Below are 24,338 nucleotides of genomic sequence, written 5' to 3'. Positions count from 1 at the left end.
ACCCGATGGCGCACGACACCGACTGGCGACGCCACCTGCCCGCCCGCACCGCCCGCCGCGGCTGGCTGCACGACCACGCCCTGACCATCGTGCTGGTCACGCTGTTCCTGGTGTCCTGGGTGGGCCAGTTCATCGCCCAGGTGCTGGAGGTCAGGGACACCGCTGAGGAGCACGGCCAGGCGTTCTCCTGGTCGGACTTCTGGCCGCAGAGCCCTGACGGCGACGACGAGACCAAGGCCATGCTGCAGGAACTCCTCGACCGCACCGAGCCGGGCAAACAGGACGGCGGCGTGCGACCGGCATGAACCAGCGCCCAGGGTGGTACGCCGGGGCGGTGACGGACGGCGAACGGCTGCGGCGACTGGCGGCGGACACCTTCGGCTGGCGGCGGCTGCGGCCCGAGCAGCTGCGGGCGATGGAACACCTCATGGCGGGCCACGACGTGCTGGCCGTGCTCCCGACCGGCGCGGGCAAGTCGGCGATCTACCAGGTGCCCGCGCTGCTGCTCGACGGCCCGACGCTCGTGGTGTCCCCGCTGATCGCCCTGCAGCAGGACCAGCGCGAGGGCATCGAGGACAGCCGCGCCCCCGACGCGGTCGTGCTCAACTCCGCGCAGACCGAGGAGGAGAACCGCCAGGCCTGGGCCGCGCTGCGCGAGGGCACCGCCGAGTACGTCTTCCTCTCCCCCGAACAACTCGCCAAGGACGACCTGGTCGACGCCCTCGCCGAACTCGGCGTGTCCCTGTTCGTCGTCGACGAGGCGCACTGCGTCTCCTCGTGGGGCCACGACTTCCGCCCCGACTACCTGCGCCTCGGTCCCGTGCTCGCCCGGCTCGGCCACCCGCGCACGGTCGCGCTCACCGCCACCGCCGCCCCGCCCGTGCGCCAGGACATCACCCGCCGCCTCGGCCTGCGCGACCACCGCGAGGTGATGGCCAGCTTCGACCGGCCCAACCTGCGGCTGTCGGTCGAGCGGTTCACCGAGGACGCCCGCAAGCGCGCCGCCGTCGTCGAGCGGGTCCGGGAGCTCACCGGCGTCGGGCTGCTCTACGCCGCCACCCGCAAGGACACCGAGTACTACGCCGACGAACTCGCCTCGACCGGGCAGCGGGTGGCGCACTACCACGCGGGCATGGCCGCGAACGCGCGCGAGCGGGTGCACCAGGACTTCCTCGACGGCGCGGTGGACGTCGTCGTCGCGACCTCCGCGTTCGGCATGGGCATCGACAAGCCCGATGTCCGGTTCGTCGTGCACGCCTCCGTCCCCGACTCGCTGGACTCCTACTACCAGCAGATCGGCCGCGCCGGGCGCGACGGCGAGCCCGCCGACGCCGTGCTGTTCTACCGGGCCGAGGACCTGGGCCTGCAGCGCTTCCTCACCGCGTCCGCCGCGCCCGAGGACGCGATCGGCGACGTGACCCGCGTCCTCGGCGAGCACGACGAGCCGGTGACGCCCCAGCAGGTCCGCCAGGAGGTCGACGCCTCCGCCCACCGCGCGACCCGGGCGATCAACCTCCTGGAGGAGGTCGGCGCGGTCACCGCCGACGCCGACGGCCTGCTGTCGGCGACCGACGCCGAGGACCCCGTCGGCCAGGCCGTCGAGACCGCGGAGGCGCGCGAGCGGCTGGTGCGCTCCCGGGTCGAGATGGTCCGCGGTTACGCCGAGACCACCGACTGCAGGCGCAAGCGGCTGCTCGGCTACTTCGGCGAGCACCTGCCGGAGCCGTGCGGCAACTGCGACACCTGCGCCGCGGGCACCGCCGGGCAGGGCGAGCCGGAGAGCGGCGAGTTCCCGGTCGACGCGTCCGTGCGCCACCGGGAGTGGGGCCACGGCGTGGTCACCGAGTCCACCGAGGACCGCGTCACCGTGCTGTTCGACGACGCGGGCTACCGCACCCTGTCGGTGGACGCGGTCCGCGACGGCGATCTGCTCACCCGGGACTGACGCGCCGGGTCCACTCCCGGTGGAACCCCTCGATGTGCCGCACGACCAGGGCGGCGGCCCGCTCGCCGTCGCCAGCGCGGACCGCGCGGAGGACGGCCCGGTGCTCCCGGCGCAGCCGAGCCGCGGTGCGCGGCCAGTCCGGCAGCGACGCGACGGCGTGCAGGACGGTGTGGTGGATGGCGTCGCGCAGGGCGGTCATGACCGCGGTGTTGACGGCGTTGCCCGCCGCCCGGGTGAGCGCGACGTGGAAGTCGGCGTCGAGCTGGTGGTAGGTGTCAGCGTCGATGCCGGGCTCGTCCATCCGCGCGAGCAGGTCCTCGGCGAGGTCGAGGTCCGGGTGCCCCGGGGCGCGCGCGGCGGCGCGCACGGCCGCGCCCTCGATCAGCGCGCGGGTGGCGACGAGGTCGGCCATGGGCAGGCGGCGGGTGGCCAGGTGCAGCCGCAGCGCGGCGGCGATACCGCCCGCCGGGTCCGCGATGACCGTCGTGCCCGCGTCCGGGCCCGAGCCGACGCCGCTGCGCACGACGCCGAGCGCCTGCAGCACCCGGATGGCCTCGCGCACGGTCGGCCTGCTCACGCCCAGGTCCTCGGCCAGCCTGCGCTCGGCGGGCAGCTGGGCGCCCACGGTCAGCCTGCCCGCGGCCAGCTCGGCCTCCACGTGCCGCAGCACCGCGGCGTATCCGCTCACGCGCACCTCCTGTGGTCTGGCCACAGGGCTGGTATGGTCAGACCACAGCAGTCTAGAGTGCCGGGGGTGAGGGTCGCGCTGTTCGTCACATGCCTGGTCGACGGGCTGTTCCCGGATGTCGGCAAGGCGACGGTGACGCTGTTGGAGCGGTTGGGGCACGAGGTGGTGGTGCCGCCGAGGCAGACCTGCTGCGGGCAGATGCACATCAACACCGGCTACGCCGCCCAGGCGGCGCCGATCGTGGCCAACCACGTCGAGGCGTTCGCCGACGCCGACGTGGTGGTGGTCCCGTCGGGATCGTGCGCGGGCTCGATCCGCCACCAGCACGCGGAGGTCGCCCGCGAGCACGGCCGTCCCGGGCTGGCCGACGCCGCGACCGCGGTCGCCGCGCGGACCTACGAGCTGTCGGAGTTCCTGGTCGACGTGCTCGGCGTGACCGACGTCGGCGCGTACTTCCCGCACCGGGTCACCTACCACCCGACCTGCCACTCGCTGCGCGTGCTCGGCGTCGGCGAGTGGCCGCTGCGGCTGCTGCGCGCGGTGCGGGGCAGCGATCTGGTCGAGCTGCCGGGCGCGGAGACCTGCTGCGGCTTCGGCGGCACGTTCGCGCTGAAGAACGCCGACACCTCCACCGCGATGCTGGCCGACAAGATGTCCGCGGTCACCACGACCGGCGCGAAGGTGCTGACCGCGGGCGACTCGTCGTGCCTGATGCACATCGGCGGCGGCCTGACCCGGCTGCGCAGCGGCGTGCGGACCCTGCACCTGGCCGAGATCCTGGCGGCGACATGACCTTCATCGGCATGCCCCGCGGCACCGGCAACCTCACCGGCGCGCCCTTCCCCGAGGCCGCCAGCGAGGCCCTGGACAACGCGCAGCTGCGCCGCAACCTCGCCAAGGCCACCGGCACCATCCGCGCCAAGCGCGCCGCCGTCGTCGACGAACTGCCCGACTGGGCCGCCCTGCGCGCGGCGGGCGCGGCGATCAAGGACGACGTGCTCGCCAACCTCGACACCTACCTGCTGCGGTTCGAGGCCGCCCTCACCGAGCGCGGCTCCACCGTGCACTGGGCCCGCGACGCCGAGGAGGCCACCCGGATCGTCACCGAGCTGGTGACCGCCACCGGCGCCCGCGAGGTCATCAAGGTCAAGTCGATGGCCACCGCGGAGATCGGCCTCAACGAGGCGCTGGCCGCCGCGGGCGTCGCCGCCGTGGAGACCGACCTCGCCGAGCTGATCGTCCAACTCGGACACGACCGGCCCAGCCACATCCTGGTGCCCGCCATCCACCGCAACCGCGCCGAGATCCGCGAGATCTTCGCCGAGGGCATGGGCGCCACCGACCTGACCGACGACCCGCGCGTGCTCGCCGAGGCCGCCCGCGCCCACCTGCGCCGCAAGTTCCTCACCGTCGACGTCGCCGTCTCCGGGGCGAACTTCGCCATCGCCGAGACCGGCGGGCTCGTCGTGGTCGAGTCCGAGGGCAACGGCCGCATGTGCCTGACCCTGCCGCGCACCCTGATCAGCGTCGTCGGCATCGAGAAGATCATCCCGGCCTGGCAGGACCTCGAAGTGTTCCTGCAACTGCTGCCGCGCTCCTCCACCGGCGAGCGCATGAACCCCTACACCTCCGTCTGGAGCGGCCCCACCGAGGGGCAGACCAGCCACGTCGTGCTCGTCGACAACGGCCGCACCGCCACCCTCGCCGACCCCGACGGCCGCGCCGCCCTGCGCTGCATCCGCTGCTCGGCCTGCCTCAACTCCTGCCCCGTCTACGAGCGCACCGGCGGCCACGCCTACGGCTCCACCTACCCCGGGCCCATCGGCGCGGTGCTGTCCCCGCAGCTCACCGGCATCGACCGCAACCCCACCCTGCCGTACGCGTCCTCGCTGTGCGGGGTCTGCTACGACGTCTGCCCCGTCGCCATCGACATCCCGTCCATGCTGGTCCACCTGCGCGGCCGCGCGCCCAAACCCCACGCGGAGGCCGCCGCCATGCGCGCCGCCGCCTGGGCGATGTCCGACCACCGCCGCTGGCGCCGCCTGCTGCGCGCGGGCCGCCTCGGCCGCGCCCTGGGCCGCCGCCCCGTGCTGCCGCCACCGCTGTCGGCGTGGACCCGCGCCCGCGACCTGCCCGAACCCCCGCGCCAGACCTTCCGCGACTGGTGGGACACCCGATGACCGAGCCCGGCGCCCGCGCCGCCATCCTCGCCCGCGTCCGCAGCGCGTTGCGCGACCGTCCCTCCGCGACGGTCGCCCGCGACTACCGCCGCGCGGGCACCCGCGGCCGAGGCGACCTCGACCGCTTCGCCGAGATGCTGCGCGACTACCGCGCCCTCGTCCGCATCACCGACGACGTCCCCGCCGCCATCGGCGACCGGGGCTTCATCGCCGCGCCCGGCTGCCCGCCGGAGTGGGGCGGCGACCGCCGCCCGCGCACCGTCACCGAACTCGACCGGGTCGACGGCGTGATCACCGCGTGCGCCGTCGCCATCGCCGACACCGGCACCATCGTCCTCGACCACGACGCCCCCGACCAGGGCGCCCGCGCCCTGACCCTGGTGCCCGACCACCACATCGTCGTCGTCCGCGCCGACCAGATCGTCCCCGGCGTCCCCGACGCCGTCGCGGCGCTGGCAGGCGTCCGCACCCAGACCTGGATCAGCGGCCCCTCGGCCACCAGCGACATCGAGCTCGAGCGCGTCGAGGGCGTTCACGGGCCCCGCACGCTGGAAGTGATCATCGACATCCGATGATGGGGCGGTGAACACACGCGTCATCGACCTCTCGCACCCGGTCGAGCACAACATGGTCACCTACCCCGGCCTGCCCGGTCCCGTGATCGGCGACCACCTGAGCCGCGCCGACTCGCGCGGCCGCTACGCCGAGGGCACCGAGTTCCAGATCGGGACCGTCACGATGCTCTCCAACACCGGCACCTACCTCGACGCCCCCTTCCACCGCTTCCCCGACGGCGCCGACCTCGCCGCGCTCGACCTGAGCAGGCTCGTCGACCTCGACGGCGTCGTCGTCGACGCGACCGACCGCGCCGTCGGCCCGGAGGCGTTCGCCGACCTCGACGTGACCGGCCGCGCGGTGATCGTGCGGACCGGGTGGGACCGGCACTGGCGCACCCCGGAGTACGGCGGCGCGCAGGCCCCGTTCGTCACCGCGGCCGCTGCCGAGTGGCTGGTCGAGCGGCAGCCCGCCCTGGTGGGCATCGACTCGGTCAACATCGACGACCTCGCCGACCTCTCCCGGCCCACGCACACCGCCCTGCTGGCGGCGGGCATCCCGATCATCGAGCACCTGCGCGGCCTGGACCGGCTGTCCCCGGCCGGTTTCCGCTTCCACGCCGCGCCGGTCGGGGTGGTCGGTATGGGGACGTTCCCGGTGCGGGCGTACGCCATCGTCGACGGGGTCTGATCGGGGGTCGGCGCGGTATCGTGCCGGTATGCGCGCACACGGCGTCGTCGACTCGGCCGCCGGGCTGCGGCCGTTCGGCCACCTCGGCTGGGCCTACCGGGACCGGGCCGACTTCCTGGCGCGGGCGCGGGAGTACATCATCGACGGCGTCGCCGAGGGGCAGTGGATCGAGTTCGTCGGCGACGGCGACACGCTGCGCGACGAGCTGGTGAGCCTGTCCGGGGTCCCGACCTCGGACATCGGCGTGGCGACCGTGGCGGAGTTCTACGAGTTCGCCGGGGACGTGGTCGACCCGGTGGCGTCGGTGGACAAGCAGGTGCGCGCGGTCGAGACCGCCGTCGACGCGGGTTACACCGGGGTGCGCGCGGTCGTGGACGCCACGGCCGCCGCACTCACCCCCGAGCAGCGCGCGGCGTTCGCCCGCTTCGAGTACCTGATCGACCAGAAGATGAGCAGCCTGCCGATCTCCACCGTGTGCGGCTACGACCTCGGCCGGATGGACAAGACCGCGACCACCGAGCTGGTCTGCCTGCATCCGTTCACCAATCCGGGGTCCAGCCTCTTCCGAATCTACGCCGATGGGCCATCGGAGTTCGCCCTGAGCGGCGAGTTGGACGCCTCGTGCGTGGCGGTGTTCGCCACCACGCTGCGCCGCACCCTGCCCTTGTCCGCCGCCCGCGACCTGCGCATCGACGGGCGCGGGCTCGTCTTCATCGACCACCGCGCCCTCGCCAGACTCGACGCCGTGCTCGGCGAGGTGGGGGCGACGGCGGTGCTGTCGACGTCGTGCCTGGTCGCCGCGCGGCTGTCGGACATCATGACCCTGCGCAACCTGCGGGTCGACCCGGTGGGCGAGGCATGACGGCTGGGCACCACCACACAGCGGGGTTCTACGCCTCGGACGCCGAGTTCCGCGCGCTCATCGTGCCGTTCGTCGAGGAGGGCACGGCGGCGGGCGAGGCGGTCGTCCTCGGGTACGACGAGCGCAAGAGCGCGCTGCTGCGCACCTGGCTGTCCGAGCCCGACGCGGTGGTCTTCGTCGGCCCCGGCCACTACTCCACCCCGGCCAGGACCATCGCCGACTACCGCCGCCTGTTCGAGCACCACCTCGCGCGGGGCGTGACCCGGATCCGGATCGCGGGCGATGTCCCCCATGAGGGCAACGGCGGCCGCTTCGCGGGCTGGGACCGCTACGAGTGGGCGGTCAACACGGTCTGGTCCGCCTATCCCGTCCTCAGCGCCTGCCTCTACGACGCCACCCTGATCAGCCCGTACGTCCGGGAGGTCGTCGAGCGGACCCACCCGCTGCTCCTCTCCCCCGCCGGGGTGATCGAGGCGAACGCCCGGTACACGCAGGCGCACCCGACCCCGGTCATCGCCGCGGACCCGCTGGAGTCCACTCCCCCGCTCATCGACCTCACCAACCCGAGCCCGGTCCAGGCCCGCAGAGCCGTCGAACAGGCCGCCCGCCCCCACCTCCCCGCCCAGATCCTCGACGACCTGGTCTTCGGCGCCTCCGAGGCGGCGACCAACGCGATCATCCACGGCCGACCCCCGACGTCGATCCGCATCTGGTCGACCCCGGGCCGGGTCGTCGTCCACGTGACCGACACCGGCTCCGGCCCCCGGAACCCCCTGGCGGGCCTCATGCCGGTGGTGAAGGAGGCGGGCGGCCTCGGCCTCTGGCTGACCCACCAACTGGACATCGACGTAGCCCTGATCACCACGCCGCACGGCTTCACCATCCGCCTCCGCGGCGGCAAACTCGACTAACACCCACGCTGCGGGCTGGTGGATGACCTGGGTCGGGCGGGCGGATGCCCTGCCTCGGCGGAGCGGCTGGATGTCCTGCGGCCGCGAGCGGTGAATGCGCTGGGCCGAGTCCGGTGAGTGCCATGGGCCGGGCCGGTGGCTGCGCCGGGTCGGGCCCGGTAGCTGCGCCGGGTAGGGGCCGGTGGCTGGTTGGGCCGGGGTCCGTGGCTGCGTTGGGCCGGAGTCGGTGGCCGGTTGGGCCGGGGTCCGTGGCTGCGTCGGGCCGAAGTCGGTGACTGCGTTGGGCCGGGCCAGTACGTGCCCTGGGTCGGCGGGGGGCGGTGATGGAGGTACGGCCTCGGGCGTGCCCGGGAAAGGCACACCGTGTCGCCGCGGCTCGGCGGTCGCGGGACGCAACTCGCCTGGACGGCCGTGCCTGCCGTAGAGGCAGCGACGCAACCACCGTTGCTGAGGTCCGGCAGGCGCCGCGCTGGCGTTTCCGGTCCGGCAGCGAGCCGGCGGGGGTGCCAGCCAACTCGCCGCCCGCGTGACCTGCAAGGAAGAACACCGACCCCCCTCACTTCGACGCTGCAAGGCCAGCGCGTCCGCCCAGCGCGGGAGAATCACGAGCGGCCATGCGCGCCGAACGCGCGGCCAGCACGAGGGCGACCCGGCCCGCCCGCTCCAATCGTCGATCACACAACGGCCAAGCGCCGCGGTGCTTGCGCCAGCCAGTTCCTCACCGCGTTCTGCCGATGGGGCCTTCACCAGCAATGGCGGGATCGAGCAAGGGTCGGGCGCCGAGGTGGCTGCGCCCGACGGTCCCCTACCGCGTTCCGGCGAGGATCTTGGCAGCGCGTCGGCGGCCCCCTCACCCCATCCTGGCGTTTTTGTTAGGTGCGTGTTCTCCTGTCCCTCCTCCCCCTCGCACCCAGGCGAACAAGATACTATCTTGATAGTAAATAGTGAAACAGATAAATTTAGCGCAAGGGACAGGAACAGGGGGTGCCTCGGATCGCGGGGCAGGTCGGGTGAACAGGGAAGCGGCGCCGTCGGGACCTGGGAGGTCGTCGACGGCGCCGCGGGGTGTTCGTTCAGTTGTGGTTGTGGCGGCTCAGGTCGGGGTGTCAGGCCTTGCCGATGGTGGACCTTGCTGCCGCGCGGACGATGCGGGTGCGGTCTTGCTTCGTGAGGACGCCGTCAGCTACCAAGGCGGCGGTGACCCGGTCCACGTGGGTGACGAAGGCGCCGTGGTTGGCGTAGGTGGCGGTTTCGGCGATCAGGTCGTTGACCGTGCAGCCGTTACCGGTGTCCACATTGGCCACACCCGTGTCGTCGCCGTCGATGATGACGGTGGCGCGGGTGTCGGAGTCGGCGCAGTCGTCCGTGCCCGGGTCGACCACCGTGAACGTCACCGTCGCCGGTTCCGACACGTTGCCCGCGACGTCCGTCGCGCGGTAGCGGACGGTGTGCTCGCCCGCCTCGCCGATGGTGAGCGGGGCGGTGTAGGCCGCCCACTCGCCGCCGGTCGAGTACTCGATCGTCGCCACGCCCGAGTGGGTGTCCTCGGCAGTGATCGTGACCGTCGCGCTGTCGATGTAGGCGCCCGTGCCGTCCTGGTTGCCCGACACCACGGCAGCCACGGTCGGCGCGGTCGTGTCCTCCTCCGCGGGTTCGACGACGGTGAACGCCACCATGCCCTCGGCGGAGGTGTTGCCCGCCAGGTCCGTGGCCCGGAAGTGCACCATGTGCGACCCGACCGCGTTCACGACCACCGGACCGCTGTACGCCACGAACGGGCCGCCGTCGAGGTTGTACTCCACGGTGTCCACGCCCGTCCCGGCATCCGTCGCCGTCACGGTGACGGAAGCGCTGCCCACGTACGCGCCGGAGGCGTCCTGTTCCCCCGACACCACGGCCGACACCTCCGGCGGCGTCGTGTCCTCGACCGGCGGCGCGGCGACGGTGAACGCCACCATGCCCTCGCCGGAGGTGTTGCCCGCGTTGTCCGTGGCGCGGAAGTGCACCATGTGCGAGCCCACCGCGTTCACCAGCACCGGCTCGGTGTACGCCACGAACGGCCCGCCGTCGAGGTTGTACTCCACGCCCGCGACGCCCGACTCGACGTCCTCGGCGGTCACGGTCACCAGCGCACTGCCCACGTACGCGCCGGTGTCGTTCCGCTCCCCCGACACCACGGCCGACACCGTCGGCGGCGTCGTGTCCACCGGCGCGGGCTCGACGACGGCGAAGGTCACCGTCCCGATGGACGAGACGTTGCCCGCGCCATCGGTGGCCCGGTACCGCACGGTGTGCTCGCCGACAGCGGCGACCGACACCGGAGCGGTGTAGGCCGCCCAGCCCCCGCCGTCCAGCTCGTACTCCACCGACGCCACGCCCGACTGCTCGTCCGACGCCGTCACCGTGACGGTCGCCCGCTCGATGTAGGCGCCCGAGCCGTCCTGGTTGCCCGACACCGCGGCCGAGACCGCAGGAGCGGTCGTGTCCTCCTCGACGGGCTCGACCACCGTGAACGCCACGGACCCGGTCTCCGACACGTTGCCCGCGGCGTCGGTGGCCCGGTACTGCACGGCGTGGTCGCCGACGGCGGTGACGGTGACCGGCCCGGTGTAGGGCCGGAAGCCGGTGTCGTCGATCTCGTACTCGACCGACGCCACCCCGGAGCCCGCGTCCTCGGCGGACACCGTCACGGTCGCGCTGCCCACGTAGTCACCGGCCGCGTCCTGGTTCCCGGTGACCGTCGCCGACACGGTCGGCGCGGTGGTGTCCGCGTCCTCCACCACCGTGAACGAGACCATGCCCTCGGCCGACACGTTGCCTGCGACGTCGGTCGCCCGGTAGTGCACCATGTGCGAGCCCACGGTGTTCACGAGCACCGGCTCGGTGTAAGCCGTGAACGGACCGCCGTCGAGGTTGTACTCGATGGTGTCCACCCCGGAGCCCTCATCCGCGGCGGACACGGTCACGGTCGCGGCGCCCCGGTAGTTGCCCTCGGCGTCGCGGTCCCCGGTGACCGACGCGGTCACCGTGGGCGGGGTGGTGTCGCCGCCACCGCCGTCGGTGACGACGAGTTCCCCGACCATCTGCCCGTGCCCGGGGATGGCGCAGAAGTAGCGGTACTTGCCCGGGCTGAGCGTCACCTGCGCCTGGTGCCGCCCGCCGCTGGCGTCGAACGGGTTGGCGATGATGTCCAGGGCGACGTCGTGGTTGTAGCCCGGCGTCGAGGTGTCGAAGGTGAGGGTGTGCGGCATGCCGGTCGTGTTGCCGGTGGCCAGGCTGTTCTCGAAGACGATGGTCGCCGGTCCGGCGGTCGCCGTGGCCGGGGCGGACTTGTAGCTGGTCACGCCGTTGTCCGCGGTCCAGGTCAGCACCTGCTCGGCCTGGGCCGACGCGGGCACGACCCAGAGCGCGACCAGCGCCGCGATGAGCGCGGCTATCAGTGATCTCTGACGAAGCATTGTGTCTCCCAACCAGGGTGGGGGCGGGCGGACCCGCCCCCACCACCGCGGCCTACAGCTGCCGCACCCGGATGTTGCGGAACTCGATGAGGTCGTTGTTGCCGTGGTTCTGCAGCCCGATGAAGCCCTCGGCGAACTGCCGCAGGTCCGTGGGCGGGTCACCGGCCCGCGACGACTGCTTGCCCGGGGTGTTGTCGAACTCGTTGATCACCACGCCGTTGCGGATGATCGTGTAGCGCTGCCCGACGACCCGGATCTCGTAGTCGTTCCACTCGCCCTTGGGCGTCGCGCCCGCCTGCTCCATGCCCACCGGGTCGAAGTTGTAGACCGACCCGGTCTTCTGCGGCTCGCCGGAGGTCCCGTCGTAGATCTGGATCTCGTGGCCGCAGTAGATGGCCACCCACGCCTGCGACGTCCTGGCCGAGCCGAAGGTGCCGCAGCTGCCCTCGGGCCGCTGGTCAAGCGGTGTGCGCGGGTCGGGGAACCGGACGAACACCCCGCTGTTGGCGCGGTGCGGGTCCGGGGCGACGTCGCGGAACTGCAGCTTCAGCGAGAAGTCCCCGAACTGCTTCGCGTCGTACCAGAGCATTCCGAGCCCGCCGGTCGGGCGCAGGGTGCCGTCCGGCTGGATGTGGAACTCCCCGGACGGGGCCATCGACCAGCCCTCCAGCGAGGTGCCGTCGAAGATCGCCACGTAGCCGGTGTCGCCGGGCTTGCCGATCCCGGACTTGGCGGCGGCCTTGGTCAGCGCGCCGTGCTCGCGCCCGGTGATCACGCCGTCCTTCTTCAGCCCGTTGGCGACCTCGGTGACGTGGCTGACGAACGCGCCGTGGCTGTCCCAGGCGGACTCGTCGTCGATGAGGTCGTTGATCGTGCAGCCGTGGCCGACGTCCTTGTTCGGCAGGCCGGTGTCGCTGTCGCGCAGCCACACGGTGTCCCGGTCGTCCGGCACCGCGCAGCCCACCGTCACCTCCACGCGCGCCGTGCCCGTGGTGCCGTCGGCGTACTTCACGGTCAGGACCGCGGTGTACTCGCCGAGGCGGGCATAGGTGTGGCGCGGGTTGGGCTCGGTCGACGTCGTGCCGTCGCCGAAGTCCCAGTGGTAGGACAGGCCGCCGGAGCGCTCGCCGGTGAACTGGACGTCCATCGGCTTGTTCTGCACGTTGACCGCGGTCGCGGTCGGCGCGGGGGTGGCCGGGCCGCCGGTGTAGGTGATCCGGATCAGCTTCTGGTTGGAGTCGAGGCTGAAGAAGCCGCCCGCGTAGTCGAGCAGGTAGAGCGCGCCGTCGGGACCGAACTTGGCGTCCATCCAGCTCTGCAGCGACGTGTCGCTCCGCCCGCCCGGGATGATCTGCCGCAGCGTCTCGGCGAACAGCGGCGGCGCCTGCGTCGGGACGCCCTTCGGGTCGACCGTGACCGCGATGCGGTTGGCCGAGTTCGACTGGTCGCCGATGAACCACTTCCCGTCCCAGTACTCCGGCCACGCGACGCCGCTGTCGGTGTCGACCAGCTCGCGCTGGTAGGTCGGGCCGGACATGACGGCCTGGCCGCCGCCACGCAGGTACGGCTGGGTGTAGATGGCGTCCTCGTCCTTGTAGGTCGGGATGCCGTCACCGCGGTCGGGGAAGATCGGCCCGCCGCCGCCCGGCGAGTACCAGATCATGTTGTCCTTGACCGGCGGCAGGTCCACCAGGCCGGTGTTGCGCGGCGAGTTGTTCTTCGGGTTGTTGCAGTCGTACCAGCCGGTGAGCACGCTGGCGTCGGTGTTGCTGCGGTCCCGGTACGGCTGGCGGTTGCCCATGCAGTACGGCCAACCGTGGTTGCCCGACTCGGTGATGATGGTCGCCGTCTCGTACTTGGCCGGGCCGAGCTCGGGGCTGGGCGCGAACGCGTCCGGACCGACCCAGCCCGCGGTCAGCCAGTTGTGCACCGGGTCGATGTCGAGCCGGGCGATGTTGCGCACGCCCATCACGTAGATCTCGGGACGGGTCTTGTCGCCCGGGTCCGCGGACTCGGGGAACAGGTTGCCCTCGGGGATGGTGTAGCTGCCGTCGGCCTCGGGGTGGATCCGCAGGATCTTGCCGTTGAGGTCGTTGGTGTTGCCCGAGGTGCGGCGCGCGTCCTGGAAGGACACGCCCTTGTACTCGGCGGTCCAGTTGTTGCCGGAGTACCCCTCGGAACCCTGCGACGAGTTGTTGTCGCCGGAGCCGATGTAGAGGTTGCCGTCCTTGTCGAAGGCCATGCCGCCGCCCGCGTGGCAGCAGCTGTGGATCTGCGCGTCCCACTCCAGCAGGTCCACCCGGGTCGCCTGGTCGATCGTCCCGTCGGCGTAGGTGAAGCGGGAGATGGTGCGCTTGCCGATCCGCTTGTCGCGGTCGATGGACTCGTGCGGCATCCAGTAGACGTAGACCCAGCCGTTGTCGGCGAAGTCCGGGTCGAGCGCGATGCCGACCAGGCCCTCCTCGTTCTTGACCAGCTCGGACCCGCTGCCGCGGTTGCCCATCACCTCGAGCGTGGTCAGCAGCGAGACCTTCTTGGTGTCGGGGTCCCAGGTGTGGATGGTGCCGCAGCCCAGGCCGACCTTCGGGTTCTCCCACGGCACGATCGGGCCGCTGGGGCAGGCCGCCTTGCCGATGTAGAACACGGTGCCGTCGGGCGCGATGTCCATGCCGTGCGGCTCGCCGATCTGGTCGAGCTGGCCCTGCTTGTTCTGCGCGGTCAGCCGCTCGACCTTGTAGTTCGCGGCGATGGTCGCCTGGCAGTCGGCCCGGACGATGCCCGTGGTCCACTGCAGGGCGCCGAGCAGGTGCTTGCGGAAGTTCTCCTCGCCGTAGCCCGCCTCGGTGTGGCCCATGCCCGTGTAGAAGGAGCGGCCCCCCTCGTAGTCGCGGCACCAGGACACCGGGTGGAACGCGCCGTTGGCGCCCTGGCCCGGGTCGTAGTGGCGCTCCTCGACCTGCGCGACGGTGTGCACCGTGCCGATCGGGTTGGGCTCCCAGTTCAGCCAGCGGTCCGCGCGGGTCCACTTGACCGGGATGCCCTGGTTGGCCGGGTGCTGCCGGTCGACGAGGTTGACCACCGACTCGGCCACCTCGGGCTCGGGCGTCGGCGCCGGGTCCTTGCGGAACAGCAGGAAGTCGGCGAGCTGGATCAGCGGCTCACCGTGGTTGGCGGTGATGTCGAGCTTGAAGTACTTGTACGCGGTGGTGTTGGCGAGCTCGAACTCGCGGGTCTGGAACCGGTCGGAGAACGCCTCCCCCGTGCGCTTGTCCAGCTCCGTCCAGTTCTGCCCGTCGGTGGAGCCGCTCAGCGTCCAGTCCTTGGGGTCCCGGCCGGGGAAGTCGTTGGCCGAGGTCAGCGAGTAGCGGGCCACGGCGGTCGGCTCGGCCAGCTCCATGGTGACCCAGCCGGTGCGGGCGAAGGTCAGCCACTTGGTGTTCTCGTCGCCGTCGACCAGCTTGTCCTTGGTCTCCCGCGGCGGGTTCTCCGCGCTGGCGGTCACCTTGGCGACCGTCTCCGGCGTCGGGCGGCTGCCGACCGGGCGGGTGCCGATGAGGCCGGTGAACCAGTCGGACTCGTCCTGGGCCTTGGCCGCGTCGGACACGCCGAGGAAGCCGCCGCCGTCGGCCATGTAGTCCCGCAGCGCGCCCTCCTGGCCGCGGTCGAGGGTCACGCCCTCGGCGGAGAGGAACACGACGCCGCGGTAGCGGTCGAGGTTCGCGGCGGTGAAGACGGCGGGGTCGGACGCGCTGTCGACGCCGATGCCGTTAGCAGCGCCGATCTGGGCGATGGCGGCGGCGGCCTTCTCCACGGGGTCTTTCTGTTCGGCGGCCGGTCCGTGGAAGACCAGCACGGAGACGCCCGCGGGTGGGGACGCCTCGGGTTCGGCCGCGACGGCGAGCGGCGTCAGGGTCGCGCCTAGCGTCACGGTCGCGGCGAGGAGGACCTGCGGTCTCATGCCTCAACTCCTTTGTCGACGGCCTGGTTCAGTTGTGCGCGGAGTGGGGGTGGTGCTGGTGGTGGCGGAAGCGGTCGATCGCCTCCTGCGCGCCGGGCGGCATGCTGCCGTCGCGGTTGCGGACGAGGAACACGCCCGCCATGCCGCCGTCGGAGTGGAACTGGACGTGGCAGTGGTACATCCACGCGCCGGGGCCGACGCCCTCGCCCGCGATCACCTGGAAGCCGAACGAGCCGCCGGGGTTGAGGTCCTTGTTGTCGATGACCTGGCTCGGGTCGTTCGGGCCCTCCAGCATCCCGGTGCGGTTGTCGGCCCAGCGGTGGGCGTGCAGGTGGAAGGTGTGCGGCTGGTTGCCGTGCCCGATGGCGATGAACTCGACGCGCTCGCCGTGGTTGGCCTCGAACATGGGGGTGTCCGGGGCTACCTTGTTGTTGATCGTCATGTCGTTGAACACGCAGGTGAACTGCCGGTCGGGCAGCAGGTCGCCGCGCCTGCGCACGATGAGGGCGCCGTACAGTCCTTTCTGGAGGCCCACCGTGCCGTGGTCGGTGCCCATGGCGTGGTCGTGGTAGTGCCAGTAACCGGCGCTGCCGGGCATCCAGAGGTTGCCGTGGGCCTTGAAGTTGGGGCGGGTGCGCCAGGTGTAGGTGCGGGTCTCGCCCGGGTCGTTGAAGGAGTCGTTGAGCGGGCTGCCGTCGGACTCGGTGCTGTAGTCCACGCCGTGGGGGTGGATCGACAGGCGCTTGTCGGTGTTGTTGACCAGGGTGATCTCTAAGGTGTCGCCCTCCCAGATCTCCAACACCGGTCCGGGCACACTCGCCTGGCCGGGCGCGAGGCCGTAGCCGTACAGCCCGCCGGGCAGCGCCTCGGCGTACATGGTGATCTTGCGGACAGCGCCCTTCTGGGGCGGCTGCGCCGCGGCGGAACTGGCGAGCGCCGCGGGCGCGACGACCCCGACGGCGGCCCCGGCGAGCATCGAGCGGCGGCTCACCGACCGGCCTGGAAAGTCCATAGTGGTCTCCGTTCACCCGTTTCACGGCATGCCGGAACCCGGGGTGGGGATAGGGGGTGGGGCGGCCCGATCCGCCGCGTCTGCGCAGGGGCGCGACGAACATGGCCGTGCAGGACCCGCGCGACCTCAGGCCACCGCCTCATGGCCTTTTGCCGCTACGGTCCGTATCTCACTGTCGGTATTGCCTGACTTTGGTACCTACAGGATGACGTTTCGACCTGACGACCTGAACTTATGCATGTGTCGAACAAAAGTGAAGGTCCAAATGGAGTAACGCCCTTCGATCATCGAGTTGATCAGCGGTTCTCGGCGGGGGTGGTGGCGGAGGGTGGCGGGCAGGCCAGCGGTGGTGGCGATGAGTGGTGGGCCGGTAAGGGGATCGCTGGATGCCAGCGGGCGGTGAGGGCGGTGGTTCGCAGGCGACGATTCGGCGGATACCGCCGCAGGCCGTCGCGAATTCCGGCAGAGCGGCTTGCACGGCATCCGGACATCGCCGAACGAGGGGCGAAGCCTCGATTCGCTCGTTGCGGTGCGGCGAGGGGCGACGGCTGGTTGACGGGCGATCGCCGGGCAGCGGCGGTTTGCCGGGCAGCGCCGCATCCCCGGCAGCCCAGGACGTTGGGTGCCAGCCGTGTGGCGAGCGGCGTGACCGCGTTCGATGGGGGCGGCGCACTGACGCGACGGCCCGCTGGGCAGTGGCGGTGCGGCGGGTGCGCCGGTCCCTGGGCAGCGCTGGCCCGCTCGGGCAATGGTCCGTTCAGCAGCGCCGGTCCACTCGGCATCGGCCGTCCGCTCGGCCTCGGCCCGCCCGAGCGACGGTCCGCACGGCAGCGGCGGTCCGCTCGGAGCCAATCCGCCCGGGCGGCGGTTCGCACGGTGGCGCCAGTCCGCTCGGCACCGGACCGGCCCGGCCCGCGCTGGCCCAGCCCAGTGGCGGTAACCCGCGCGGTGATGGCCCGCTCGGCAGCGGCGGCCGCTCCACAGCGCGGACCCACTCGGCACCGGGCCCACTCGGCTCCGAGCCACTCGGCACCGGGCCCACTCGGCACCGGGCCACTCGGCACCGGGCCACTCGGTAGCGGCGCTCCACTCGCTCGCGGTAGTCCACTCGGCACCAGCTGACCGAGCAGCGGCGGCCCGCTCCGCAGCGGCGTCTACTCGGCAGCGGGTCCACTCCGCAGGCTGGTCCACTCGGCAGCGCCAGCCTGCTCAGCGGCGGCGTCTGCTTGGCGGTGGTTCGCTGGGTGGTGACGGCCTGCATCCGCGGTGCGCTGGATGGCGGGCGGTGTCGGGCGCCGCTGGCATCATGGTGCGGTGGAATCCACGCGCGTGGACCGCTGGTTGTGGGCGGTCCGACTGACCAAGACCCGCCCGGACGCCGCGGCCGCCTGTCGGGGTGGTCACGTGCGGGTCAACGACCGCCCCGCCAAGCCCGCCACCACCGTCTCCCCCGGCGACGAGATCCGCGCCCGCGTCGGCGACGTGACGCGGGTGGTGGAGGTCGTGCGGGTCATCCAGAAGCGCGTCGGCGCCGCAGACGCGGCGACCTGCTTCATCGACCGGACCCCCGCCCCACCGCCGGAAGCCGCCATCCCCGTCGCCCGCCGCGATCGAGGTGCGGGCAGGCCCACCAAGCGGGAGCGGCGCATCCTCGACAAGTTCCGGTCAGGACAGCTCTAGCCGCGCCCGCACCAGCGCGCGCAGCTCATCCGGGCTGATCCACCGCTTGCGGTGGATCATGCGGTGGCAGTTGGCACAGAGGACGGCCAGGTCCGCGAGCCTGGTCGTGGTCGCGTTGGACACGTGCAGCGGCACCACGTGGTGGACCTCGGCGAACCTGTGCCCGCGGTCGCCGTAGGTGCGCTCGAAGTCGAACGAGCAGACCTCGCACTCCAGCTTGCCGTGCTCGGCGAGCACCTTCTCGATCTTCCGACGACGCAGCTTCGGGTCGCGCTCGCGGGCTTTGTGCCTGAGCAGGAGCAGCCGTCCCTCGAACGCGCCCTCATCGTCGGATTCGACGGAGCCGAGGTCCGGAAGGCCGTCGAACTCCCCGGCGCGCACACCTTCCCGGATCCGCTGGGCCGCGGCGCGCATCTCGTCGGGCCGGTCCAGGAACTCGGCCAGCACCTCCCGGTCGAGCCTGCCGCCGTTGGTCGCCTTGCGGGCGGAGTCGGGATGCCGGATGGCGATGGCGGGTCGCGGGGCGGTGTGGTCGGGTCGGCGGTCATCCGGTGCCGCCTTCGCTGGTCGCGATTGTCGGTCAGGTCATCGGTGGCGGCTGTTGGAGTGTTTCCAGCAGGCAGCGCTCACGGCGGGCGGAATACTGTTAACTTAATTCCCACGCGGAGGGAGTTACATTTTTAGAGTGTTTAGCATTTAGAGGTTGATCACGCTGCACAGGACGGGGCGGGGGATTAATGTCGGGGGTGACAGCCGCTTGTCGGAACAACCTGAGGAGAACGATGTTCCGCATCCTCGCCGCCACCGCATCCATGCTGGTGGCGGCTGCTGTGCCTGCTTTGGCCGAGAGTGGGCCGGAGGTTCGGTTGGCGTTGAGCGTGACCTATTACGACAACACCGTCTCCGTCGGATCCTTGAGCTGTTCACCCATTGGTGGGCAGCACCGGAACCCCGAGGGGGCCTGTGCGGAGCTGTATGGCGCCAGCGGCGATATCGCGGCGGCCGATCGGGAGATGACGCGGGTTTGTCCGATGCACTACGAGCCGGTGACGGTTCGGGCGGTCGGGTGGTATGGCGACGGGATCGTCGACTACACCCGCACCTACGGCAACACCTGCGTCTTCGCCAACAGCGCCGGGCAGCTCTGGAACATCTGACGCGGGGTTAGCGGGGCCGCATCGCGGGCACTCCAGGGTCGTGAGTCGACGAGCTGAGGGTCACGTGAGGAACGGTCGGGGCACGGGGGCGCGCGTGCTGTGCGGGCTGCTGGGTGCGGCCCTGCTGACCTTCGGGATCATCGGGCTGGCCCAGATCGGGCTGAGCGGGTTCGCCCCCGTGCCGGAGGGCACGGCGGATCGGACCGACGTGTCGTTCGGGGGGTCGACGCTGCTCAGCGTCATCCACCTGATCATGGGCGCGCTCGCGCTGTTCGCCGCGCTGCGCAACGGGGCGCGGATGGCCGGGCTGTTCGGGATGATCGCGTTCGCCGGGCTGCTGGCCTACGACATCGTGGCGCTCATCGCCGACGACCCGGACGACCCGCTGGGCGCCAGGTGGCCGGTGCTGGTGCTGCACGCGCTCGGGTTGCTGGCCTGCGTGCTGATGGTCGCCCTGGCCAACCGGGCCACGCATGACTTCGAGGGCGAGCAGCACTAGCTACTCGCGCGACAGCACCAGCAGGCCGACCGCCGCCACCAGGCCGCCCACCAGGGCGATCGGGCGCACGCCCGCCAGCGGCAGCAGGACGCCGCCGAGCAGCGCTCCCCCGCCGATGCCGACGTTGAACGCCGCCGAGCTGGCCGCCGACGCCACCTCCGTGCTGCCCGGCGCGACCTCCAGGATGCGGCTCTGCAACGCCGTCACCATGAAAGCCATGGCGAACCCGGACAGCGCCTGCAACCCGACCGCGACCACCTTCACCGGGCCGAAGGCGTAGAGGCCCAACAGCACCACCACCTGCAGCGCCACGGAGAGCACCAGCACGGCACGCGGCCAGCGGTCCAGGACGGCGCCGGAGAGGACGTTTCCCACCGCCCCTGCCGCGCCGCCCGCGAAGAGGACCAGGCTGACCGCCGCCTCGGCGAACCCGCTCACCTGCGTGAAGAACGCTGTGACGTAGGTGTACTGCGCGAACACGCCGGTCACCACCAGCGCGACGGTGACGACGAGGATCCGGAACCGCCGGGCGTCCGGGGACGTGCCGGTCGAGGCGTGGTTGTCCTCCGGGCGCACGTTCGGCAGGGCCGCCGCGATCGTCACCAGCGCCAGGAGCCCGACGGCGCTCACCACGAGGAACGCGGTCCGCCAGCCCGCCTGCTGGCCCAGCCAGGTGCCCAGCGGCACGCCCGCCACCATCGCCAGCGACGGCCCGGCGAACAGCCCCGCGATCACCTTGCCGCGCACCCGGGCCGGGAACAGCCCGGCCGCCGTCGCCGTCACCACGGCCCAGAACACCGCGTGCACCAGCGCGATCACCAGCCGGGCCGCCATGAGCAGCCAGTAGTTCTGCGCGATGGTCGACAGCCAGCACGCCGCCACGAAGACGGTCAGCAGCCCGGTGAGCAGCGTGCGGCGGGGTATGCGGCGGACCCACCGGGTCAGCGGGACCGAGGCGACCACCACGACCGCGGCGTACCCGGTGACCAGCAGGCCGACCGCGGTCAGCGACACGTCGAGGTCCGCTGCGATCAACGGCAGCAGGCCGATCGGCAGGTTCTCGGTGATCACCAGCGTGAACAGCGCCAACCCGAGCGCCGCGACCGCGACGACCGCCGACGACCGGCCGACCTGGAGTGCTGACACGCGTTCCCCCTTGTTGAGAGCGTTCCCACAATGCGCCGTAGGCTGGCCGACGGCAACCGGATTGGGGTGGAGCGCACATGGCGAGCGTGCTGGTCACGGGTTCGGCGGACGGCATCGGCCGGGAGACGGCGGCGACGCTGGCGGCCGCGGGCCACCGCGTGGTGCTGCACGCGCGGGACGAGGACCGCGCGGCGCACGCGAGGACCGCGGCGCCCGGCGCGGTGTGCGTCGTCGGCGACCTGGCCTCGCTGCGCCAGACCCGCGCGCTGGCCCACGCCGCCGCCGCGCACGGCCCGCTCGACGTCGTGATCCACAACGCCGGACTCGGCGGCGGACGCGCCGAGCGGGCGGTGACCGAGGACGGGATCGAGCTGCTGTTCCAGGTCAACGTGCTCGCCCCGTACCTGCTCACCGCCCTCATGCCGCGGCCGCGCAGGCTGGTCTACCTCACCTCCGGCCTGGAGTCCGTCGGCGTCGCCGACCTCGACGACCCGCAGTACGAGCGCAAGCCGTGGGACGGCATGCAGGCCTACTCCGACTCCAAACTCCTCGACGTCGTCCTGGCCTTCGCCGTCGCACGGCGGTGGCCGGGCGTGCTCAGCAACGCGGTCGACCCGGGCTGGATCAAGACGAGGCTGGGCGGCCCGGACGCGACCGACGAGCTGCCCGAGGGCGCGGAGACCCAGGTCTGGCTGGCCACCGCCACCGACGCGACGGCGACCGGCCGCTACTACAAGCGCCGCCGGGAACTGCGCGCCAACCCGGCCGCGTACGACATCGCCGTGCAGGAGCGGCTGCTCTCCCTCTGCGCGGACCTCACCGGGGTCGCCCTGCCCGGGTGAGGTCACCCGACCGGTGGCCGGTTCCGGCCGTGTGCCGGTGGGCGCGGCCGAAGCGTGGCACCGTCGACCCATGCGCCGTCATTGCCTAGTGCTGCTCACCGGGACCACGCTGCTCCTGGCAGGCTGCGGCGACCGGTCCATCCCCGACCTCTTCGCCGCCCACGCCGACACGCAGACCACCCCTCCCCCACAGCCCACGACACGCCCGTGGACCACCCCGACGAGCACCGACCCGACCACCAGCGAACCGATCACCCAGTCGACCACCGCCAAGCCGACCACGACCAAGCCGACCACGACGGCCGCCGCCCCGGACGGCATCCGGGTGGCGGAGGGCGGCGCCGTGCCGATCCCGTCCGGGACCGGCGTCGGCGGGGTCCGGGTCCAGTCCATCGACGGCGCGCGGGTCACGCTCGCGGGCGAGTCGACCGGCAACAGCTTCCGCGGCGCGTGCCTGCAGAGTTGCACCATGTCCGCCCACAACACCGCGTTCACCGTCGAGTTGGGACAGTCCGGCGGCACGATCCTCAACAACCTGCGCATCGACCTGCTCGGCGTCGACGGCGGCGCGGCCGTGCTGGACGTGGCGAAGGTCTAGCCGGGCAGGACGCGGTAGCCGACCCGCGGCACCGTGTGGATCACCGGCGGGTCGCCCAGCTTGCGCCGCAGGCTCGACAGCGTCACATCGAGCACATTGGACTCCGGCCGGACCACGGCGTCCCACACGCCTGCGAGCAGCTCGTCCCGCGTGACCACGCGGTCCTGGTGGGCGAGCAGGTGCTCCAGGACCGCGAACTCCTTGCCCGTCAGGCCGAGCAGCACGGCGCCCCGGCGGACCTGGTGGCGGGCCACGTCCATCTCCAGGTCGCCGCAGCGCAGCGGCGCGTGCGCCATGGTCGGGCCGAGCCTGCACAGGGTGCGCACGCGGGCGATCAGCTCGTCCAGCGCGAACGGCTTGACGAGGTAGTCGTCGCCGTGTTCGAGCCCTTCGACGCGGTGGGCGATGCTGTCGAGCGCGGTCAGGAACAGCACCGGCGCCGGGACGCGGCGGGCGCGGACGTAGCCCAGCGCGTCGCCGGAGGGGAGCATGCGGTCGAAGACGGCGCAGTCGTAGGCGTTGACGGCCAGCGCCTCGTCGGCGGCGGGCAGGTCGGCCACGGCGTCCACGGCGAACCCCGCGCCGCGCAGGGCGCTGCTGACCGCCAGCCGCAGGTCGGCGTCGTCCTCGATGACCAGGATGCGCACCGCCTCACGGTAGTGGATCACCCCGCCGCGCTCAGCCAGCCCCGGTCGGCGGCCTTCACCCCGGCCTGGAAGCGGCTGCGCGCGCCGAGCCGGTGCATCAGGTCGGCGACCATGCGCCGCACCGTCCGCACGGAGACGCCCAGCCGCGCCGCGGCCGTCTCGTCGGTGCAGCCCGCGCACAGCAGCCCGAGCAGTTCGCGCTCGCGCGGGCCGAGGTCGCCGTCGTCGGGCAGGTCGTCGGCCAGCAGCGGGGTCCCCGCCGCCCAGACCCGGTCGAACAGACCCATGACCGCGGTGACGACGCTCGGCAGGCGGAACACCCCGTCGGGCAGGATCGCGACCGCGCGGTCGATGACCACCACGTCGGCGGGGACGTCGGGCACGGTGCGGGTGGCGGCCCCGGCGACGGACAGCGCGGCCAGCCGCGGCGCCTGGAGGGTGGCCGTGCGGGCCTGGTCGGGGGCGAGGACGCGGTAGCGGACGCCGCGGCGCAGGTTGGCCTGGTCGACGCGGCGCACCGCGGGGGCCGTGGACGTCATGAGCAGGACCTCGCGGTCCGCGGTGGCCAGCAGCGCGTCGACCCCGGTGTGCCGGGAGACGGGCGGGTCGAGGGCGAGGACGCTCATGCCTGCCTCCCGGGACAAGCCGTGCGTGCGTCGGACATCGTGTGCTCCATTCGGTCGGTGGCGGGCGGGGTCAGGCGACGCGGGCCGGGTCGCGGGCGGTCGAGCGCAGCGCGGCGGCGTGCGCGGCGCGCAGGGCGGGGCCGGGCTCGACGCCGAGTTCCTCGGCGAGCACCGCGCGGGCCCTGGCGTAGACCGAGAGCGCGGCACTCGCGCGGCCCGCGTCGGTCAGCAGCCGCACCCAGCGCGCCCAGGGCTCCTCGCGCAGCGGGTCGTCGTCGGTGAGCTCGCGCAGCGCGGCGTCGGCCTCGCGCACCCGGCCCAGGGCGGCGCACGCCTCGGCGTACGCCGAGCGCAGTGCCCAGCGCAGCTCGTCGAGTTCGGGCAGCAGCGGCTCGGCGACGGCCAGCCCGCCGTACGGCTCGCCGCGCCAGAGTCCCAGCGCCTGGCGGCACAGCGCCGCCGCGGCAGCGTGATCGCCGCGCCGCGCCGCCTGCCGCGCCTCGGCCGCCCGGCACGCTGCCACCTCGGAGTCCAGCTCGCCCGGGTCCACGCGCAGCCGGTAGGCCCCGGGACGGCTGTCGATGCGCACGCCGCAGGCCGGGGCGGGCAGGGTGCGCCGCAGCCGCCAGACGTAGGTCTTGAGGTTGGCCTCGACGGACGTCGGCGTGGCCGTTTCCGGCCAGATCGCCCGGATCAGCCGAGGGGTCGGCACCCACGCGTTAGCGTGCGCCAACAGCGTGGCCAGCGCGGTGGCGGGCTTGCGGGCGCGCTGGTCGAGCACCACCCCCTCCGGGGTGCGGACCTCGACCGGGCCGAGCACGTGGAACAGCATCACTCCTCCATCCGTCGGCGTCGTCACGCCGTGCTGCCCCTACGATCGACCA

The 24,338-nt window shown here is 72.5% G+C and carries 22 protein-coding genes; 13 read left to right on the top strand and 9 right to left on the bottom strand.

Features of this window, described 5'->3' with window-relative positions; genetic code table 11:
• Positions 1-5 precede the first annotated feature (5 nt).
• Positions 6-305, top strand: a complete 300-nt coding sequence (locus Actkin_RS15260; protein WP_258907714.1) for a DUF6766 family protein — start codon at positions 6-8, stop codon at positions 303-305.
• A complete protein-coding gene (locus tag Actkin_RS15255; RefSeq protein ID WP_396122974.1) occupies positions 302-1,945 on the top strand; it encodes a RecQ family ATP-dependent DNA helicase in 1,644 nt (547 codons plus the stop codon). Before Actkin_RS15260 ends, Actkin_RS15255 begins: the two co-directional genes overlap by 4 nt.
• On the opposite strand, the gene Actkin_RS15250 is transcribed toward Actkin_RS15255, so the two are convergent.
• Positions 1,932-2,633, bottom strand: a complete 702-nt coding sequence (locus tag Actkin_RS15250; RefSeq protein WP_258907712.1) for a FadR/GntR family transcriptional regulator — start codon at positions 2,631-2,633, stop codon at positions 1,932-1,934. The genes Actkin_RS15255 and Actkin_RS15250 overlap by 14 nt on opposite strands.
• Positions 2,634-2,666: 33 nt before the next feature.
• Here Actkin_RS15250 and Actkin_RS15245 point away from each other — a divergent pair, with 33 nt between their 5' ends.
• Genes Actkin_RS15245 through Actkin_RS15220 form a run of 6 tightly spaced genes read left to right on the top strand, consistent with a single transcriptional unit; the run spans position 2,667 to position 7,831 of the window.
• A complete protein-coding gene (locus Actkin_RS15245; RefSeq protein ID WP_396122973.1) occupies positions 2,667-3,425 on the top strand; it encodes a (Fe-S)-binding protein in 759 nt (252 codons plus the stop codon).
• 11 nt (positions 3,426-3,436) lie between these two features.
• Positions 3,437-4,813 carry a LutB/LldF family L-lactate oxidation iron-sulfur protein gene (locus Actkin_RS15240; protein WP_396122992.1) on the top strand — a complete coding sequence of 459 codons (1,377 nt, stop codon included), beginning with the start codon at positions 3,437-3,439 and terminating at the stop codon, positions 4,811-4,813.
• Positions 4,810-5,388: a LutC/YkgG family protein gene (locus Actkin_RS15235; protein WP_258907709.1), complete on the top strand. Its 579-nt coding sequence runs from the start codon at positions 4,810-4,812 to the stop codon at positions 5,386-5,388. The genes Actkin_RS15240 and Actkin_RS15235 overlap by 4 nt, the downstream gene beginning before the upstream one ends.
• Before the next feature lie 7 nt (positions 5,389-5,395).
• Positions 5,396-6,058, top strand: coding sequence for a cyclase family protein (locus Actkin_RS15230; protein ID WP_258907708.1), 663 nt, complete (start codon positions 5,396-5,398; stop codon positions 6,056-6,058).
• Positions 6,059-6,086: 28 nt separating this feature from the next.
• A complete protein-coding gene (locus Actkin_RS15225) occupies positions 6,087-6,920 on the top strand; it encodes an MEDS domain-containing protein (RefSeq protein WP_189214365.1) in 834 nt (277 codons plus the stop codon).
• Entirely contained in the window at positions 6,917-7,831 is a 915-nt protein-coding gene (locus tag Actkin_RS15220) for an anti-sigma factor RsbA family regulatory protein (RefSeq protein ID WP_189214364.1), read from the top strand. The genes Actkin_RS15225 and Actkin_RS15220 overlap by 4 nt, the downstream gene beginning before the upstream one ends.
• A gap of 1,106 nt (positions 7,832-8,937) precedes the next feature.
• Here Actkin_RS15220 and Actkin_RS15215 read toward each other — a convergent pair.
• From Actkin_RS15215 to Actkin_RS15205, 3 genes are read right to left on the bottom strand one after another with little or no spacing between them, the layout of a single operon-like run.
• The gene (locus Actkin_RS15215) at positions 8,938-11,289 is read right to left on the bottom strand and encodes an OmpL47-type beta-barrel domain-containing protein (RefSeq protein ID WP_258907707.1); all 2,352 of its coding nucleotides are present in this window, start codon (positions 11,287-11,289) and stop codon (positions 8,938-8,940) included.
• 52 nt (positions 11,290-11,341) lie between these two features.
• Entirely contained in the window at positions 11,342-15,247 is a 3,906-nt protein-coding gene (locus Actkin_RS15210; RefSeq protein ID WP_258907706.1) for a ThuA domain-containing protein, read from the bottom strand.
• Positions 15,248-15,275: 28 nt separating this feature from the next.
• Positions 15,276-16,259 carry a multicopper oxidase domain-containing protein gene (locus tag Actkin_RS15205; RefSeq protein ID WP_229787825.1) on the bottom strand — a complete coding sequence of 328 codons (984 nt, stop codon included), beginning with the start codon at positions 16,257-16,259 and terminating at the stop codon, positions 15,276-15,278.
• 1,314 nt (positions 16,260-17,573) lie between these two features.
• Here Actkin_RS15205 and Actkin_RS15200 point away from each other — a divergent pair.
• Positions 17,574-17,939, top strand: a complete 366-nt coding sequence (locus Actkin_RS15200) for an Hsp15 family ribosome-associated heat shock protein (protein WP_258907705.1) — start codon at positions 17,574-17,576, stop codon at positions 17,937-17,939.
• On the opposite strand, the gene Actkin_RS15195 is transcribed toward Actkin_RS15200, so the two are convergent.
• Entirely contained in the window at positions 17,925-18,386 is a 462-nt protein-coding gene (locus tag Actkin_RS15195) for an HNH endonuclease (RefSeq protein WP_258907704.1), read from the bottom strand. The genes Actkin_RS15200 and Actkin_RS15195 overlap by 15 nt on opposite strands.
• 335 nt (positions 18,387-18,721) lie before the next feature.
• Between Actkin_RS15195 and Actkin_RS15190 the strand changes: the two genes are divergently transcribed.
• Both Actkin_RS15190 and Actkin_RS15185 read left to right on the top strand, forming a co-directional pair.
• Complete coding sequence (locus tag Actkin_RS15190) at positions 18,722-19,096, top strand: SSI family serine proteinase inhibitor (RefSeq protein ID WP_258907703.1); 375 nt, start codon at positions 18,722-18,724, stop codon at positions 19,094-19,096.
• Between the two features lie 64 nt (positions 19,097-19,160).
• Positions 19,161-19,595, top strand: coding sequence for a DUF4383 domain-containing protein (locus Actkin_RS15185; RefSeq protein WP_258907702.1), 435 nt, complete (start codon positions 19,161-19,163; stop codon positions 19,593-19,595).
• Here Actkin_RS15185 and Actkin_RS15180 read toward each other — a convergent pair whose 3' ends face one another.
• Positions 19,596-20,741, bottom strand: a complete 1,146-nt coding sequence (locus tag Actkin_RS15180; RefSeq protein WP_258907701.1) for an MFS transporter — start codon at positions 20,739-20,741, stop codon at positions 19,596-19,598. It lies immediately after the preceding gene.
• Positions 20,742-20,818: 77 nt separating this feature from the next.
• Between Actkin_RS15180 and Actkin_RS15175 the strand changes: the two genes are divergently transcribed.
• Both Actkin_RS15175 and Actkin_RS15170 read left to right on the top strand, forming a co-directional pair.
• A complete protein-coding gene (locus Actkin_RS15175; RefSeq protein ID WP_258907700.1) occupies positions 20,819-21,583 on the top strand; it encodes an SDR family NAD(P)-dependent oxidoreductase in 765 nt (254 codons plus the stop codon).
• A 70-nt stretch (positions 21,584-21,653) separates the two neighbouring features.
• Positions 21,654-22,181, top strand: coding sequence for a hypothetical protein (locus tag Actkin_RS15170; RefSeq protein ID WP_258907699.1), 528 nt, complete (start codon positions 21,654-21,656; stop codon positions 22,179-22,181).
• Here the strand turns inward: Actkin_RS15170 and Actkin_RS15165 are convergent.
• From Actkin_RS15165 to Actkin_RS15155, 3 genes are all read right to left on the bottom strand, one after another.
• The gene (locus tag Actkin_RS15165; protein ID WP_258907698.1) at positions 22,178-22,828 is read right to left on the bottom strand and encodes a response regulator transcription factor; all 651 of its coding nucleotides are present in this window, start codon (positions 22,826-22,828) and stop codon (positions 22,178-22,180) included. The genes Actkin_RS15170 and Actkin_RS15165 overlap by 4 nt on opposite strands.
• Positions 22,829-22,845: 17 nt before the next feature.
• Positions 22,846-23,454 (bottom strand): helix-turn-helix transcriptional regulator, encoded by a 609-nt coding sequence (locus Actkin_RS15160; RefSeq protein WP_189214354.1) that lies wholly within the window; start codon positions 23,452-23,454, stop codon positions 22,846-22,848.
• Between the two features lie 70 nt (positions 23,455-23,524).
• The gene (locus tag Actkin_RS15155; RefSeq protein ID WP_189214353.1) at positions 23,525-24,286 is read right to left on the bottom strand and encodes an AfsR/SARP family transcriptional regulator; all 762 of its coding nucleotides are present in this window, start codon (positions 24,284-24,286) and stop codon (positions 23,525-23,527) included.
• Positions 24,287-24,338 lie beyond the last annotated feature (52 nt).

The organism is Actinokineospora sp. UTMC 2448 (assembly GCF_024760565.1).
GTDB classification, from domain to species: Bacteria; Actinomycetota; Actinomycetes; order Mycobacteriales; family Pseudonocardiaceae; genus Actinokineospora; species Actinokineospora fastidiosa.
Note: the sequence above shows the minus strand (reverse complement) of the source record. Positions and strands in the feature narration are given on the sequence as shown.